At 59.2% G+C, this 16220-nt stretch carries 9 protein-coding genes; 2 read left to right on the top strand and 7 right to left on the bottom strand.

Going from position 1 to position 16220, the window contains the following annotated elements; translation table 11 throughout:
• Positions 1–54: 54 nt before the first annotated feature.
• Genes RBT76_05845 through RBT76_05835 form a run of 3 tightly spaced genes read right to left on the bottom strand, consistent with a single transcriptional unit; the run spans position 55 to position 3147 of the window.
• Entirely contained in the window at positions 55–1668 is a 1614-nt protein-coding gene (locus tag RBT76_05845; protein ID MDX9857292.1) for a (Fe-S)-binding protein, read from the bottom strand.
• Positions 1661–2593: a hypothetical protein gene (locus RBT76_05840; protein MDX9857291.1), complete on the bottom strand. Its 933-nt coding sequence runs from the start codon at positions 2591–2593 to the stop codon at positions 1661–1663. Before RBT76_05840 ends, RBT76_05845 begins: the two co-directional genes overlap by 8 nt.
• A 29-nt stretch (positions 2594–2622) precedes the next feature.
• Positions 2623–3147: an Rrf2 family transcriptional regulator gene (locus RBT76_05835; GenBank protein MDX9857290.1), complete on the bottom strand. Its 525-nt coding sequence runs from the start codon at positions 3145–3147 to the stop codon at positions 2623–2625.
• A gap of 336 nt (positions 3148–3483) precedes the next feature.
• On the opposite strand from RBT76_05835, the gene RBT76_05830 reads away from it, so the two are divergent.
• Positions 3484–4725 (top strand): mechanosensitive ion channel, encoded by a 1242-nt coding sequence (locus RBT76_05830; GenBank protein ID MDX9857289.1) that lies wholly within the window; start codon positions 3484–3486, stop codon positions 4723–4725.
• Between the two features lie 110 nt (positions 4726–4835).
• Here RBT76_05830 and RBT76_05825 read toward each other — a convergent pair whose 3' ends face one another.
• Positions 4836–9344: a DUF4397 domain-containing protein gene (locus RBT76_05825; protein ID MDX9857288.1), complete on the bottom strand. Its 4509-nt coding sequence runs from the start codon at positions 9342–9344 to the stop codon at positions 4836–4838.
• Positions 9345–10076: 732 nt separating this feature from the next.
• On the opposite strand from RBT76_05825, the gene RBT76_05820 reads away from it, so the two are divergent.
• Complete coding sequence (locus tag RBT76_05820) at positions 10077–11342, top strand: arginine deiminase family protein (GenBank protein MDX9857287.1); 1266 nt, start codon at positions 10077–10079, stop codon at positions 11340–11342.
• A gap of 64 nt (positions 11343–11406) precedes the next feature.
• Here RBT76_05820 and rfaD read toward each other — a convergent pair whose 3' ends face one another.
• Genes rfaD through gatE form a run of 3 tightly spaced genes read right to left on the bottom strand, consistent with a single transcriptional unit; the run spans position 11407 to position 15790 of the window.
• Entirely contained in the window at positions 11407–12363 is a 957-nt protein-coding gene (gene rfaD, locus RBT76_05815) for an ADP-glyceromanno-heptose 6-epimerase (GenBank protein ID MDX9857286.1), read from the bottom strand.
• Positions 12364–12411: 48 nt separating this feature from the next.
• Positions 12412–13797 carry a Glu-tRNA(Gln) amidotransferase subunit GatD gene (gatD, locus tag RBT76_05810; GenBank protein MDX9857285.1) on the bottom strand — a complete coding sequence of 462 codons (1386 nt, stop codon included), beginning with the start codon at positions 13795–13797 and terminating at the stop codon, positions 12412–12414.
• The gene (gene gatE / locus RBT76_05805) at positions 13790–15790 is read right to left on the bottom strand and encodes a Glu-tRNA(Gln) amidotransferase subunit GatE (protein ID MDX9857284.1); all 2001 of its coding nucleotides are present in this window, start codon (positions 15788–15790) and stop codon (positions 13790–13792) included. The genes gatD and gatE overlap by 8 nt, the downstream gene beginning before the upstream one ends.
• Positions 15791–16220: the final 430 nt, after the last annotated feature.

The following is a 16220-nucleotide window of genomic DNA, read 5'->3' as shown; positions in this document are numbered from 1 at the left end:
ACCGGCCGGGCGTGAGAGCCGGCCGGTTTGTACGTGGCGATTGACCGAGGTCAATCAGTGGAATTCATCCCATTCAATAAAGCCTTCGGGAACGTCGGCCATACAGTTGACGACCAGCTCGACAAGTCCGCCGTATTGCAGGTGGCATCGTTCCCAGGCGTCGTAGTAGTTTATCATGTCGCGGATCTGGCCCTTGCAGTTGGAGCAGGGAGCGCAGACGTACTTGTTGACAGCTGGATCGAGTTCGTCGCGGGAGAACGCGCCGAGGATCTGGGCGAACTTCCGCCGGCCCGAGATGGCGTTGCGCCACTGGGGGAAATTGTGCGACTGCATGATCGCGAACCCTGATCCGCCGCCGCAGCAGTAGTTTTCCACGCCGTGGGGGGTCATCTCGCGGAACTGCGGGGCGATCCTGCGGAGCACCTCGCGCTGCGGCTCGATGATGCCCATCGCACGGGTAAGGTTGCAGGGATCGTGAAGGGTCACGGGGAAGTTGTTCCGTTCGGGATCAACTTTGACCCTGCCGTTCAACACGACATCGCGAAGCGTGACCATGGCGGACTCGCGCGGGATGTTGGCGTCGGCAAGCCAGGTCCGGTCGCCGATCGCGATCGCCGACTTCGAGGCGTGTCCGCATTCGCCGAGCACCACTTTCTTCACGCCGAGTTTGCGGGCGACCTCGGCGTGTTTCAGCGTGACCTTTACGTACTGGGCGTCATCGTAGAACAAGCCGTAGTTGACGGAGTCGTAACCGACGAGGTCGCTGGACATGGTCCATTTCAGTCCTGCAGCTTCGAAGATGATCGCGAAGGCCTGGATGTTTTCCGGCCAGGAGAGAAATTCTCCCGCGTTGTGGATGAGCAGGATGTCCGCATCACTGCGGTCGAACGGCATCTTGACCGACAGGCCGGTTCGTTCGGTGATGTCCTCTTCCATGAATTCCATGAGGTCGGCCAACGCGAACGGCGTGATGCCGGTTGAGGATCCCGTTTCGAGTTGTTTGATCGTCCCGTCTTCATGCAATTCCTGCGGGGCGATCCCCAGCTCCTGACTGAACAGCTTGCGAATCTCGCGGGAGAGCAAACCGTTGTCGACTCCCATCGGACAGGCCTGGGCGCACCGGCGACAGAGCGTACAGCGGTACGACAACTGGGCCAGCCGGGCGACCGTCTCCCAGTTGAGATCGATATTGGCGCCGGTAAACGGCGCGATCAGGCGGCCGCCGGGCTTAACGTACCTGGCAATTATCCGGCGAAGGACTTCGGAGCGAAAGATCGGGCGATAGGCTTCGATTCGGCCGCTCTCGTTGAAAATGGGACAGGCCGCCGAGCAGGTGTTGCATTTGACGCAGTTTTCCAGCGACAGCATGAGCGGCTGCAGGAATGTCCAGTTGTTCTCTTTCGAAAGCAGCTTGTGCAGGCCGTCGAGGAATTTCGCTACCAGCTTTTCTTTCTCTTCGTCCGTCGCCGGGACAGGGACGTTGAGATTGGTGACACCGTCGAGGGAGACATCACGGTTTTTCCGCTTCGCCTCGGAGAGCGCCTCGATCTCCGGGTCAATCCAGTCCTGATACGGATACGGCAGCCGGGGAAGCTCGTTGGGATCGATATGAACGAGCTGGTCGGTCTTGCGCGCGATGTCCTGCGGCTTGAGGTCGCGGTTACTCATTGCCGGCCTCTCTCTTCGGTTCGACCGTGACCGCATCGGCCCAGGTCTTGCCCGCCCCCATGTGCGGGGCGCTCCAGCCGACTTTCTGGTTCAGCAGTTCCATGACCCGCTTTTCCATTTTACTGCCGCGCTCGTTGGGGGTGTCGTTCCATCGGACTGAATGATACAGGAAGTACTTGGCCACGAAATGTGACATACGGGTCAGCGGTATGTACGCGATCAGCACGGAAACAAGGACGACTTCCGCGCTGAACAGCGCGCCCGGCGAATCGAACGACGCAAATGTCACCAGCGAGTGTACGAACTGTCGCAAGGCGACAAACGAGGGATCGAGGGTCGCCTGCGCGGCGATTGCCACGGCGCTGACGACGACGAAAAACAGCAGGTTGACATACTCCATCGGCGAGTTGTACTTGCGCTGATCGCGGTCGGACAGTCTCCAGACGAACAGCCCGAGCGCACCGATCCCGGACAGACCAAGCCCGGCGTACCCGCAGAGGACTGTGAGGTAGTGAATTGCCTTACCGCCGAATGCGGCATCGGGACCCGGCGACCCGATCAGGGCGGTCAGAACCGCACCCATCAGCAGAAGCACGAGCCAGCCGATGCACAAATACAGCCCGACATGGAACGGGAGCGACCAGGTCCAGACGGTCTTGTTGTGGTGGTACACCCCTTTCAGCAGGAGCACCTCAGCGGCCATTTCTCTCAGCTCGTTGACCGTGTCGGTGTGTCGTTTTTTCGTCCACCAGTCGAGCTCCTCGAGATACGAACCGCCGTACTCCGCCCGTCCCTTTTCGTGTGGAACCGGGTACAATTCCCAGCGCATGTGTTCGGGTGCGGTGGCATACCTGATGATTTTCGCCAGCATGGCAATCACCGAAACCGCGACCGCTGCGTAGGTGACAATCTGTAGCTCCAGCATGAGTTACAAACCTCCCGGAATATGTCGAATCATCTCACGTCTTTTTTGCCCGGACATCCCGCCGATGCGTCCTCCGCCAGTGCAGCCACCATCCGATCGGGAAAAAGCAACGCCAGGTCGGCGTGTTTCTGCTGCATGTCCGACAACCAGTCACGGCGTATCAGATCGGCCAGCGACATGCTGTCGAGGGTTTCCTGGACGCGGTGGTTGACGATCGCCCAGACCGTTCGTGTTTCGCAGGCGCCGCTGTTCATGCAGACGTTTGGATTGGTAACGCAGTCGGTGAGGCTGATCGGACCGATCAGGGCCTTGATGATGTCGCCGACCCGAATCTGCGACGCCGGACGTGCCAGCTGGTAGCCCCCCCTCTGCCCGGAAACGCCGATCAGCAGTCCGTCGTTGCGCAACGATATGGCCAGTTGAGCGAGGTAATTCTCGGACAGTCCGGTGATTCTGGCGATGCGGCCGAGGTGCACAAGGTGTTCGTGCTCAAGGAGTCGAGCCAGCTCGACCATCATGCGCAGGCCATAACGTGCCCTGGTGGAGAACTTCATACATCACCCAGCTTCAGCAGATTATCGGTTCAAAGTATAGTAAACTGATAAGGATAATAATGTCAAGTGAAATTTATCACAATAAGGCGGACAATATGCACTTTGTTCGAAAACGCATAATTCTCATCATGTCTATGCGACATATTGATTTATAGCATTTTGACTGGAATCACGCTATTGTCGCAGGAGAAACTAACGCCCCTGATACATATATAATAGTGCGTTTCGGGACTTTCGGCCGATTCGGGGCCTCGGTTATGGGTTGCGAAGGTCCGATGCCAACCGTTATTAATCAATTCAGGTACACAGCGCGCACATGAAGGGTAGTGAGTAACGATGGAAGAGACTATTTACCAGTGGTTGGTACAACTGGGGCTTTCGGAGAGCTGGGCCCTGAGTCTTCGTCGATTGGTTGTAGGCGTGATCGTCATCGTGCTTGCAGTCGTCGCGAATTACGTTTTCCGCAGGATCATACTCGAGACAGTCAAGCGGGTAGTCAGCCGAACGTCGACGACCTGGGATGACGCCCTGCTTCAACGCCGCGTCTTCCACCGGTTGTCACACCTGGCGCCGGCAGTCGTGGTTTTCGTTTCGGCATCGATGTTTCCGGCCTACCAGCAGCATATCGAGCGACTGTCATACGTATACATGATCCTGGTCGGCGTATTCGTATTCAACGCTTTGCTCAACGCGTTTGTCGACATCTACAATTCTTACGATATCTCCCGACACCGCCCGGTCAAGGGGTATGTACAGCTTGTACAGATAATCATAGCGATATTTGTCGGCGTCTATGTCGTCGCGCTGCTGATCAATCGCGACCCCTGGCCCCTGTTGACGGGGCTCGGCGCCATGACGGCTATCCTTCTGCTGGTCTTCAAGGACACGATTCTCGGTCTGGTGGCGAGCGTTCAGCTCACGACAAACGACATGGTCAGGATAGGCGACTGGATCGAGATGCCCAAGTATGGGGCCGACGGCGACGTGATCGATGTAACGCTGCATACGGTCAAGGTGCAGAACTGGGATAAGACGATCACGACAATTCCGTCGTACGCGTTGATCTCGGATTCCTTTCGCAACTGGCGCGGGATGCAGGAGTCGGGAGGGCGGCGAATCAAGCGGGCAGTCAATATCGACATGTCGACCGTGAAGTTCTGCACGAAGGAGATGCTGGATCGTTTCGAGCAGTATCAACTCATCACGGATTACGTGCGTAGCCGAAGAGAGGAAATCGCCGCGTACAACCGGGAACGGGGCGTCAACGCGACGTATCTGGTGAACGGCCGCCACATGACGAATCTCGGGACCTTCCGCGCCTATGTCGCCGCGTACCTTCGCAACCATCCCAAGGTGCACCAGGACATGACCTTTCTCATCCGCTACCTTGCTCCCGGCGACAACGGCCTGCCGCTGGAGGTCTACGTGTTCAGCAACGACCTGGTGTGGGCGAACTACGAAAACATCCAGGCGGACATTTTCGATCACATCCTTGCGGTTCTCCCCTACTTCGACCTGCGCGCATTCCAGCATCCGACCGGATCGGATTTCCGTCGGCTGGCGGGCGAATCACACTGAAGTCTTCAGTCGATCAGCGCATGAAAAAGCCCGGTCACCTGACGTGACCGGGCTTGTTATTGTCGGATTCGACCAACGGTTGCGCTATCGCACGGGTGTCGATCGCATCGCTATTCTCCCGACTTGACGGTCGGCACCAGGTCCACCACCTGACTGCCGGTACCATTATCGATGTACAGGCGACCCTGCAGCGGATAGGCGTCGCCGGTGTCGAGTGTACCCGTCAGCACCATGGTGTAGACGGTGCTGCCGGTGATATTCACCGGCTGGAACAGCACGACGACAGCGAGCGTACCGGCGTCGGCCACCTGGAATACGAAGGTGGGACTTGCGGTGAGGGTCGACGTGTACGTCGACACCGTCTTGAAGCTCACGTTGCTGTTCATCGGCAGCGGGAACCCGAAGGTAAAGTTCTGGAGCGTAAGTGCCGGCGCGTCAGAGACCGCGTTGACAAAACGCACCTTCGGATTGGTGACCACCGCCCGGTCGTCGGTGCTGATTCTTCCCGCGACGGCCGTTCCGGTTGAGTCAAAGGCCCACAGCGTGTAGCTCGCGTCAGGCGCGGCTATGACGCTAGTATCCACCACGACGTTGGCCGTGCCGGTCTCCAGCAATGCCAGGGCGCGCGTACCCGGAGTGGCGTTCACATAAGCGGTCGGCGTGCGGAAGTCGATATTGGTCGCCTGCGAGACACCGTCGAGCGTGAAGTCCACGGCAGGAGAATCCTGACTGAGATGAATCGCGCGGACCTTACCGGTCTTGGCGGTCAACGCGGTCGACTGGTTGCCGGGACCGTTATCCGTGAAGAGGCGAACCGTGAACGGACTGGCGTCGGCCTGATTGGCCGTCCCCAGAGCTATGAGCGTGTAGGACGACGAGGTGTTGAGTGTGGTGGCGTCAAACCGGGCCACTTCGTTCGTCGTACCCGCTTCAACAACCGAGAAGACGTAGCTCCCGTTGCTCACCACCAGGTAAGGCGATACTTCCCCGAAGGCGTAGTCGCCGAACAAGAGCGTCCCGGTCGGATTGTCGCGCCGGATATCGACCGCCGGCATGTCGAGGACCGCGTGTGTGAAGCGGAGCTTGACCGAGTCAGTGATCGTGGCCCGGGCATCCGAAGCAACGACCGCGCTCATCCGGCTCAGCGAATCGAGGACAAGCAGCGTGTAGTCGGTGCGGAAGCCGAGCTCGACCGTTGTATCGATCACCGGCGGCGTGGCAAAGCCGGACTGACGGACCTTGATATTACGATTACCGGGTCCGACGTCGAGATACCCGCCGGCTCCTTCATACGCGACGTTCGTATGCTTGATGGAGTCTCCCACGAGGGTTTCAATCGGATAGCCGTCGACACCGGCGTGGATCACGCGCAGCTTGGAGGCCGCGATGGTAAGTTCCGAACTACCTGTGCCGGCGCCGTTGTCCGTAAAGATGCGGACACGGAACGGATACCCGTCGCCGTCGGCGAGCGTACCGAACGCCATGATCGTGTAGACCGTATTGTTGGCAAAGGTGAACGGCAGGTACACTCGCACCTCGCTGGAGCTGCCGGCCGGCGTTATCACGAGCTGGGTGGCGCCAGCGGACAGGGTTTGGTACGGTGTAATGCCCTTGAAGGACACGTTACCGAACAGAGTCGCCCCCGTTCCCGACACGGTCTTGACGTCGACCGCCGGGGCATCGGGTGAAGCATGCACGAACCGGGCCTTCGGCGCCGAAGGATTCGGCGTGCGATCGTCTATATCGTACACCGGATCGATCAGCGCGAGCTGATCCATCGCAAAGATCGTGTAGTCAGTGTTGAACGCGAGGTTGAGGTCGATGTCGATAACGGCCGCACCGCCCACCGGGCCGACCTTGATATTGCGGACACCCGGATCAACTTCGCTGTATCCTTTGGTGCCTGCATACTGGATCGTATCATCCCACTTGAGGACGTCATCCACGCGTACCTCGACAGCCGGGGCGTCGTAACTGGCGTGGATAACGCGAATGGACGGCTCGTTGATCGTCAGGTCGTTCACGATGTTGCCGTCGCCGTTGTCACGGAACACTCGAACACCGAACGGATATTGATCGAGCGTGTCAAGTGTGCCGAACGCGACGATCGTGTAGAGACTGTTGGTCTGGAGTGCGAACGGATCGAAGACGACGATCTCGTCGGTATTGCCCGCCGCGGTAACGGCGAAGACGTATGCACCGGGATCAACACTCACGTAGGACGAAATGTCCTTGTAGTTGGCGGCCGCGAAGACGGCGGCGCCAGAGCCCGAATTGACCTTGATGTCAACGGGGCCGGCATCGGGGGCTGCGTGGACAAAACGGACTTTGGCCTGTGTCCCGCTCAAGACCCGATCATCAACGACAAATACGCCTTCGATGGACGCCAATTCGTCAAACGCAAAGGCCGTGTAGTACACGTCTTCGTCGAGCAGCCGGGTCTCTTCGATCAGCACCGGTGAGGTCTGGTTGGCCGGGACGACCTGGATGTTCCGCGTGCCCGCGTTCAACTGGGCATACCCGGCGGTGCCGCGGTACGGCACGGCCTGTATCTGCCGCACGCCGTCGGAGAGCACGTCGAGCACCGGCCCGTCGTAGCTGGCGTGGATCAGTCGAACCGGCGATTTGGCGATCGTAAGGTCAACAAACTGGTTTCCGTTTCCGTTGTCGGTGTATACGCGCACACCAAACTGGACGGTGTCCGTAAGACTGAACGTACCGTGCGCGACAATGGTGTACGTGGTGTTGGGCGACAACGCAACCGGGTTAAACACGAGGACTTCGTTCGTATCCCCGGCCGCGGTCACGACGAACCGATACTGGGTATCGTCGATTATCTGATAATCGGTGATATCCTTGAAGGAAAGATTGCTGAATACGGCGGCGCCGGTACCGGTCTCGAGCTTGATGTCTACCGCCGGGGCATCATGCACCGCATGCACGAACCGGACCTTAGCCTGGTCGGCGACCGGCGCGCGGTCGTCTTCTTCAAAAAGCGCCGCAATCGTGGTCAGACGGTCGACGGCGAAGATCGTGTACTCCGCGCCGGCCACGAAATCAAGATCGGCATCGATCACAGATGGCCCACCAGCGGCGGACTGAACCTGAATATTGCGGGTCCCGGCGTTCAATTCCGTGTACTTCGACGAGCCCTTGAAAGCCAGACTCGGTATCGCCGCATATCCATCGACGAGGACGTTGACGGCCGGCGCGTCGTAGCTCAGGTGCATGACGCGGAAGTCGGCCTTCGTGCGCGGCTCGACGGTCAGGTCGGTATACGACGTACCGTCATCGTTATCGGAGAACAGCCGCAGCGTGAACGGATACGCGTCACCGTCGTCGAGCGTGCCCAGAGCGACCAGCGTGTAGACCTGGCCGTTCGCGAGGGCGATCGGCTCGTACGCAATCAGTTCCCACGTCGAGTCGGCCATGGTCAGAACGAACACGTAGTCACCGGCATCGACGGACGAATAGGCGCCGATAGTCCTGAATGCCACGTTGGGGAACTGCTTCGGTCCGAAACCGCTGTTCAGACGGACATCGACGCGGGGCGCATCGGGCGACGCGTGGATAAATCGCACCTTGGCCTGGTCGGGGTTGGGAGTCCGATTGTCGCCGCCAATGAGCAAATCGAGGTCCGCGGCTTCATCCACGGCTACAAGCGTGTATTCATTGCCCGAGCGAAATTCGTCGTCCGTTTCCACGAGGACGGTTGAGGATACGCCGGCGGGCGTCACTTTGATATTGCGGGTTCCCGCCGTTACGACGGAATACGCGGCGGCTTCACCGTAGGTCAGCGAAGCAAACGCGACGGCATCATCGACCAGCACGTCGACCGGCCCGCCATCGTAGCTGGTGTGGAGAACGCGAACGGTGGCGTCCGGCAGATCGGCATCGAGCAGGTCGGCGAACGCCGCACCATCGTCGTTATCGGTGAACACGCGAACCCGGAACGGGTACGCGTCGGTCTTGTCGAGCGTGCCAAGGGCGACAATGGTGTAGACCTTGCCGTTTTGCAGTCCGATCGGCTTGTACAAGGCTTCTTCGGCGGTCGAGCCGGTGGCCGTGACGGCAAACGTATACGCGCCGGCGTCAACTTCGATGTAGTCCGAAACGGACTTGAAGGCGCGGTTCGAGAACACGGTGGCTCCGGTACCGCTGTTGACCTTGATGTCGACAGCAGGCGCGTCGGGAGCGGCGTGAATGAAGCGTACCTTGGCCTTGCTGGGATTGGAGGAACGGAGGTCTTCCTGGAAGACGGCGTCAATGGTACTCATTTCGTCGAGCGCCACTACGGTGTAGAACTTGTCGACGGTAACGTTCACATCGAGATCCAGCACGACCGGTGTTGTCGCGCCGGAGGGCGTCACGGTGACATTGCGCGCACCGGGATCAACCTGGGCATAGCCGGAAGTGGCGCCATACCCGAGCCCGGCGACGGCCACGGCGCCGTCGACGCGGATGTCGACATCAGGCGCGTCGAAGCTCGCGTGGATCACGCGGACATTCGCCCGGGGGCTCCCCGATCCAACCGGCGGCTCATCATCATCGCATGCCAAGAACAAGGCGGCGACGAGTGCCATCAATACAAACAGACTCGAGAGCAAGGTCTTTTGCATGGTGTTCGTTCCTCACATTCCACTTTTATCACACATTGGCATCAATATCCGGGCAGGTATTCTGGACAGGGAACTGCCGCCCGGGCATCAGTATCGCCCGGGGGCCGGGTCCTCCCCCGCAGGAACCATTGGTCCGTTCCGGAACGCTCGTCTGACCGGACCACGGTCTGACGGTAGCCACATCGGCACTGACACTGAGAACACATCCCAACCAAAATACACGTAAGACGGCCCATGCGTGTGCCGTCATTTATGTCATATCGAACCAGTCCCGAACCGGGTCGGGAGAATCACAGCCCCTAAAGAGCATCATTGGACCGGGAGTGTCAAGTGCCTTCGCCGTGATTTCTCCGCTCAAAGCCATTTTGCCTCAATCGGTTTGGGCCGTGGCGGCTGCCGTCGGACGTCCGGCGGAGCGACCTTTTTCGCACGAGCGCGTAATATACCACCTCGCGACCCGTGCGCAACCGGTTTCCCCCTGCCCATTATCAGTAGATAGACTCGCCGGGGGAATCGGATGTGCAATGTCATCATAAGACGGTGGTACCGTTGAGGTTGGACAGCCCCTCCGACGGACTTCCGGTGGCCGCAGCCTCGACCGCCGTCGTCCGGCGCATGGCACCGGAAATAGAGTTGATTGCGACCACCCGTTTGTCTACCTTAGCGCACGTCCGCGGACCATCGGTCGGTGGCCCGCACCGAACCCCGATTAACCTGAAGCAAGGAGTATCCGTGCCGCTTCATACGGAATACGAGCCGCTGAAACGAGTCGTGATTCATGAGCCCGGTTACGAGTGGAATCTGGTGACAGTTGAGCACGACATGCCGGAGAAGTACCTTATCGAGGATGTCCTGTTTACCCAGCGGGCGGCCAGCGACCACCGTGAGTTTTCCGACTGCCTCCGTCACGCCGCCGGTCCGGGCGGTGTGGTCGAGTTCACCGAGTTGCTTGCAGAGATACTTTCCGATCGGGAGGTCTGCTCGGACGTGGTCGGCGCCGTATCGGCGCTGGAGGGCGTGGGAATCGGCACGCATGATTACCTGTTGTCGGAGAACCTTGCGCCGCGCGAGCTGGCCTTGCTGCTGGTGGCCGGCGCCTTTCGACCGGGTGATCGATCCCACCAGGGGTACCGGGTGTTTTTCCCGCCGATTCCGAACCTGATGTTTACCCGCGACCTGGGGATATTCTTCGGCGATACCGTAGTCCTGAGCCACCCCGCCAAGGGTATACGTCGACGTGAGGGACTGTTGGCACGGTACATTTTCCGCAATCACCCCATGTTTGCGGATATACAGATTGTCGATGTGCTCGATGACGCCACCGAGCATGCGTTCGCAGGTCACGTTCATTTGGAGGGAGGAGACGTGATCGTGCTGGATTCCGATACCATTCTCGTCGGGTCCAGTGAACGAACCTCCGACAGCGCGATACAATTGCTGGCGCGCCGCCTGCTGACGAACGGTATGGCGAAAAGGTTAATAAAAGTGTTGATGCCGCGCGACCGGGCAACCATGCATCTCGATACCGTCTTCACGATAATCGGCCGCGATGACTGCGTGTACTATCCACCGTTTTTCAGCGAGGGGACGGGAGCATCTCCCCTGAATTGCATTACCTACGAATTATCGGACGGTGAGTTGACGGTAGTGGATCAGACCGCGCCCCGCGGCCTGTTTTCGGCCCTGGAGCGGCTCGGATATGCGTTCCCCAACCGGGTTCCGTGCGGAGGAGATATCCCCCACTACCAGACCCGGGAGCAATGGACGGACGGCGCCAATTTGTTTGCGGCGCGGCCGCGGGTGGCGTTCATCTACGAACGGAACACGCAGACGATCAGTGCATTTCAGAAGAACGGCTACAACGTGCTCTCACCGTCGCAGTTTCTCAAGACTGATCCGGCGACTGTGGATCGCACCCTGGTCACGCTCTCGGGCGCTGAGTTGTCTCGGGGGCGGGGCGGCGCACGGTGTATGACCATGCCGGTGTCCCGATCGTGACTCTACCAGGGTATTGCTGATTCCACGGACCGAGGGCGAAAGAATTTGAGCGCCCGTGCGATGCTCAGGAGTTCATCTCGAAAGCGGCATATCCTTCGACCGCCTGCCGGACACCGTCTTCCAGCTCCGTGAACTCACCTTCGTAGCCGATCTTGCGAAGATTGGTGAGATCGGCCTCGGTGAAGCTCTGGTACTTGCCGGCGAGCGATTTGTTGAACGGAACGTATGAGATCGATCCGGAGCCAAGCAGCGCGATCAGGGTCGTTGCCACGTCGTTAAAACTCCGGCTCCTGCCCGTGCCGACATTGACGATCCCTTTGACCTTGCGGGTCGCCGCAAAATGCAGATTGACGTTCACCACGTCACCTACAGACACGAAATCGCGGCGCTGTTCGCCGTCGCCGTAACCATCGGTGCCCTCGAACAACCGGCAGATTCCCTCGGTTTTCAGCTGGCGGTACAACTGGTAGACCATCGACGCCATGCGCCCCTTGCGGGTTTCGCGCGGTCCGTAGACGTTGAAGTAGCGCAGTCCGACGACCGTGCTTTCCGCGCGCGGCAGGCGGGTGCGAACGTATTGATCGAAGGCCAGCTTCGAATACCCGTAGACGTTGATCGGTCGCTCGTTTGCGGGCGATTCGGCAAACGATCGCTGCGCGCCGTAGGTTGCGGCGCTCGAGGCGTACACAAACGGGATTTCGTTGGCCAGCGCATATTCGAGCAGATACTTGGAGTAGGTGAAATTGTTGGCCATCATGAAGCGGCCGTCGTTGTTCATCGTATCAGTGCACGCCCCCTGGTGCAGGATCGCCGTCAACGGAGCCTCAAACAGCCCGGCACTGACTTCTTCCAGAAATTCATCGGTATCCATGTAATCCGTGATCGTGCAATCGGCAAGATTGACATGCTTGTCGCCGTCGGTCATGTCATCGACCACGAGGATATTCGTTATGCCCCGGTTATTCAGTTCCTTGACGATATGGCTGCCGATGAATCCGGCGCCGCCGGTGACTACGTACATGACGGATCCCCTGTTAGTTCGAATACGGGTTATGCGTTCCGCCCGGCGCTACATCTGAATCGAATGCAGGAACTTCTCCACTTCGGGGAGCCCGCCCTGCAGCACGACATAGCCGTTGTATGGTTCGCGTTCGGTGATTTCGCCGGCGATGGGCGTGAGCATAATCTCGCGGACTTCATCGAGATCGCTGGTTTGCCCGAATGCCCAGCCCAGCTTGATATAGGCGACCTCCGGCAGCATGTTCTCGGCCGGAATGATCCCCTTGGCCATGAGATCGCGACCGGTGTCGTAGACGAACATGTGCACGTATCCCCAGAGAGTCTGCACGGTCATGTAGATCGCGACTCCGTTTGCGACGGCACGCTCGATCGCCGGATAGACCGGCTTGTTGATATGCCCGAGCCCGGTTCCTGCAATCACGATCCCCTTGTATCCGTTGTCGACAAGCGAATCGATGATATCGCGGTGCATGTTCGGGTAATAGTAGACCATCGCCACCCGCTCTTCAAACACCGGCGTGATCTTCACGTGCCGGTCCCGACGACGTCGTTTGTAGGTGTCCTTCAGCGGTGTGATTTTGTTTCGGTCGACGGTCGCTATGGGAATATCGCCGATCGTCCGAAAGGTCGAGCGATACGAAGAGTGCATTTTGCGAACACGCGTGCCGGGATGCAGCAGGCCGTACTTGTCCGATGTCGGCCCGAACATGCAGACCATGACTTCGGCGATGTCCGATTCCGCCGCGGTTTTGGTCGCATGAATGAGATTCAGCGCCGCATCGGATGACGGCCTGTCCGACGAACGCTGTGAGCCGACCAGCACGATCGGGACGGGCGGATCCTGGACCATGAAGGCCAGCGCCGACGCCGTGTGATGCATGGTGTCGGTACCGTGCCCGATGACGATTCCGTCGATCCCGTTTTCAATCTCGCGGCCGATCGCGATCGCGAGTTCTTTGTACTGGCTGGGACCCATATTCTCGCTGAATACGGCGAACAGCTTATCGGTCGTCAGGTTGCAGATGTCGGCAAGTTCCGGGACGGCGCCGTACAATTCCCCCGGTGTGAAGGCCGGGATTACGGCACCGGTGCGATAATCGAGTCGCGACGCGATCGTGCCTCCGGTACCGAGCAGCTTGACATGCGGCAGACCCTCGGTTACCGGGAACTGCTTCTCGGGGATTTTGTAGTGGGCCTGCTTGTATCCCTGCTCGGTGATGTTGGTGATCGTATCGACGGCGATACCGATGTTGTAACCGGTCACCAGTTTCAAGACGATGTGACGGTCGTCGTCGTTTTCCGACCGCGGCAGAATAATGCCGGTGAAGTCGCCGCGCGTCGTACTGACCAGCGACTCGCTCCATACCCGCGAGTGGAACTTCTCCAGCGTCGCCAGCGCCTCGCCCTTGTAGCCCTCCATCGCTTTCTCAGCCACGGGACACCTCCTCGGCCACCATGCGACGGACCTCAGCAAGCGGCACATTACCCAGCGCAATCGGGCGAAGCCGGCCGACGATCCAGTCTATTTCGGCGTCGGGCTGACGCTCGGGTCGGTGCGCCTCAAACTCGGCACGAAGCGAAGGTATCGCATCGGCTGCGTCGCGCGAAGTCGCCTGCCGGTAACTCACCTGCTCGAGCAGGGAGTCGAAGGAATCGCCGGGGTAGCGGTACCACAGCGGTATCAGGTCTTTCAGTATCTCGGGTACGAGGTTTCTCCGTGCTGTCTCCGCAAACAGGGTACCGAGCGTCTGGTAGTCGGGCACCGGGCGGCCCACACATGCTCCCTGGATGTTTCTGAGCACCTGACCCATCAGGCATGCGACCATCCGCGGTGCAAACGCGTGGTTCTCGACAATCGACTCGATAACGGGCACGAGATTGTACCGGAGAAGGAACGGGTGCATGTGTGCGGGGACTTTCCATCGGTGAAGCTGGGCCGCACGCATTGAGACGTCGACCGCCAAGCCCGCGCGAATAGTTTCGATCTGTTCGCCGGTAATCGGAATCGGGGCTGAGTCAGTATCGGGATACATCCGGTCCGGCCCGGGGAGCACGCGTTCGAAGACCGTCGTCCCGTCAGGCAGCGACTTGCGCGTTTCGTTCGGGACGCCCTTATAGGCGAGCTGACATCGCTCTTCGATCGTAAGGAGCGCGGTTGCGATGTCCGCTTCGGGGCCCCAGAATATGATCTGGGCATCGTCATCGGCAGAGCCCAGCAGGAAACGGATATTTGCCCATCCTTCGCTGTCGATCACCGGCGACAGGGCTTCCGACGAGGTCATATTGGGCTTTTCGAGGCAGGCAATCACCTTAAGTCGGTCCGATATTTCGTCGGCGAAGCTCCGCCCGGGTCCGGTAAAAAACGACAGGTATTCGGCGAAATGCGGGAGATTGACGGCGACGATATGCTGTCCGGCCGCGTAGGCCGCTTCGACAGGCGCACAATCCGCGCCGATCATATCCGGCGTGATCTCCCGGTGCGTGATTTTCCACGAGATTGGATCGGCGACTCGTTCCCGAAGTTGTTCGGCGATCCGGAGCAGCGCCCATTGCCGGTAGGCTTCGTTGTGCGTGAGTTCCGGAATCCAGCGAATGTGCGATACCCCTTTTATTTCCACGCGGGTACCGCCGGTCACGCTCACGTTGACGTCTTCGCGGGCAGCTCCGATCCCCGTGCGAACCTTGCCCGAACTGCGCGTGAGAAACCGCAGGTAATTCGCCGCCTCCGCCGCTTCGTCCGGTGTGAGCATGTCAGGATAGGTGACCATTTCTATAAGCGGCATCCCCAGGCGGTCGGTCGTGTAGGTTCGGTAATGACCGATATCCGATACTTCGCGGCAGGAATCTTCTTCGATACTGAGCTGGATAATCCGCACTTTTTTCTCGGCGATCGGGATTTCCCCTTCGATACCGACAATCGCGGTGCGCTGAAACCCGGTCGGAATGGAGCCGTCGAGATACTGCTTGCGCGTGATGTGCAGTTCGCCGACGACATTGGTCTTGAGCATAAGCGCTATCTCAATGGCGATATCGAGCGCCTGACGGTTTATGCGAAACGGCGGCGTGTCGTCGATATCGTACGTGCAGGCGGTTTCGTTTTTGATCCGGTAAATGATGTTCTTTCGGGTCCGGAACTCCATCAGCGCCGTGCCGTCGTATTCTCCCAACTCGGACAGCGTCGGCCGCATGTGCCGAACCAGTTCGGCGTCGAACTCCCCGGGTGCCTGGTAGAAGCCGGCGGGACAGTGGCAGAAGAGCTTTTTTTCCGTGAGAAGCTGCTGGTGGATTTCGAGCCCGCACTTGAAGCCGAGCTGGCGGTACGTTTCCCGGGTGGCTTCGCGACGCGGGACATAACCGACCAATCGACGGGTTTTCTTGTAGTTTTCAGCGGCTGTCAGCCCGGAGTTCCGGGTGGTCGGACGTGACACGTTTTGTCCCTTTCATCCTCACGGTTCGGTAACGGGCGGTAAAGTAACGGGGCAGCATCGACAATTCAAGCGATTTTGTCGTAACCCGTGACACGGGAACGATTCTTTGGACATTGAACGGACGGTCTTCAGTTTCGTCCATTTTGTGTGGCCGGAGTCGGTCGACAACCAATCGCCAGTTCATCTCCGAGAGCGTAGCGGGCCGGCTGGAAACAGGGAGTTACGAGGGCGTGCCGATGAGGGTTCGGTGGTGGGCGGCAGTTCTATTGTGCGCGCTGATGGTAATCGGCCATCTTCGGGTGATATCACGTGCGCGCGGAATCGGAGATGACAGCGATCGTAGCAAAGACACGCTATCTGCAAGCCTTACAAGCGATTCCACGGGCATCCAGTGGCCGGTCTGTTCGGGAAACCAGACCACATCCGAAAT

It is taken from the genome of Candidatus Zixiibacteriota bacterium, assembly GCA_034003725.1.
GTDB lineage: Bacteria > Zixibacteria > MSB-5A5 > GN15 > FEB-12 > WJMS01.
The sequence above is the reverse complement of the archived record's forward strand: the minus strand, read 5'-3'. Positions and strand labels throughout refer to the sequence as shown.

What these genes read in the sequence shown, in the direction of transcription:
- RBT76_05845 (MDX9857292.1), bottom strand. Translation starts at nt 1,668, where the DNA reads ATGAGTAACCGCGACCTCAAGCCGCAGGACATCGCGCGCAAGACCGAC.
- RBT76_05840 (MDX9857291.1), bottom strand. Translation starts at nt 2,593, where the DNA reads ATGCTGGAGCTACAGATTGTCACCTACGCAGCGGTCGCGGTTTCGGTG.
- RBT76_05835 (MDX9857290.1), bottom strand. Translation starts at nt 3,147, where the DNA reads ATGAAGTTCTCCACCAGGGCACGTTATGGCCTGCGCATGATGGTCGAG.
- rfaD (MDX9857286.1), bottom strand. Translation starts at nt 12,363, where the DNA reads ATGTACGTAGTCACCGGCGGCGCCGGATTCATCGGCAGCCATATCGTC.
- RBT76_05830 (MDX9857289.1), top strand. Translation starts at nt 3,484, where the DNA reads ATGGAAGAGACTATTTACCAGTGGTTGGTACAACTGGGGCTTTCGGAG.
- RBT76_05825 (MDX9857288.1), bottom strand. Translation starts at nt 9,344, where the DNA reads ATGCAAAAGACCTTGCTCTCGAGTCTGTTTGTATTGATGGCACTCGTC.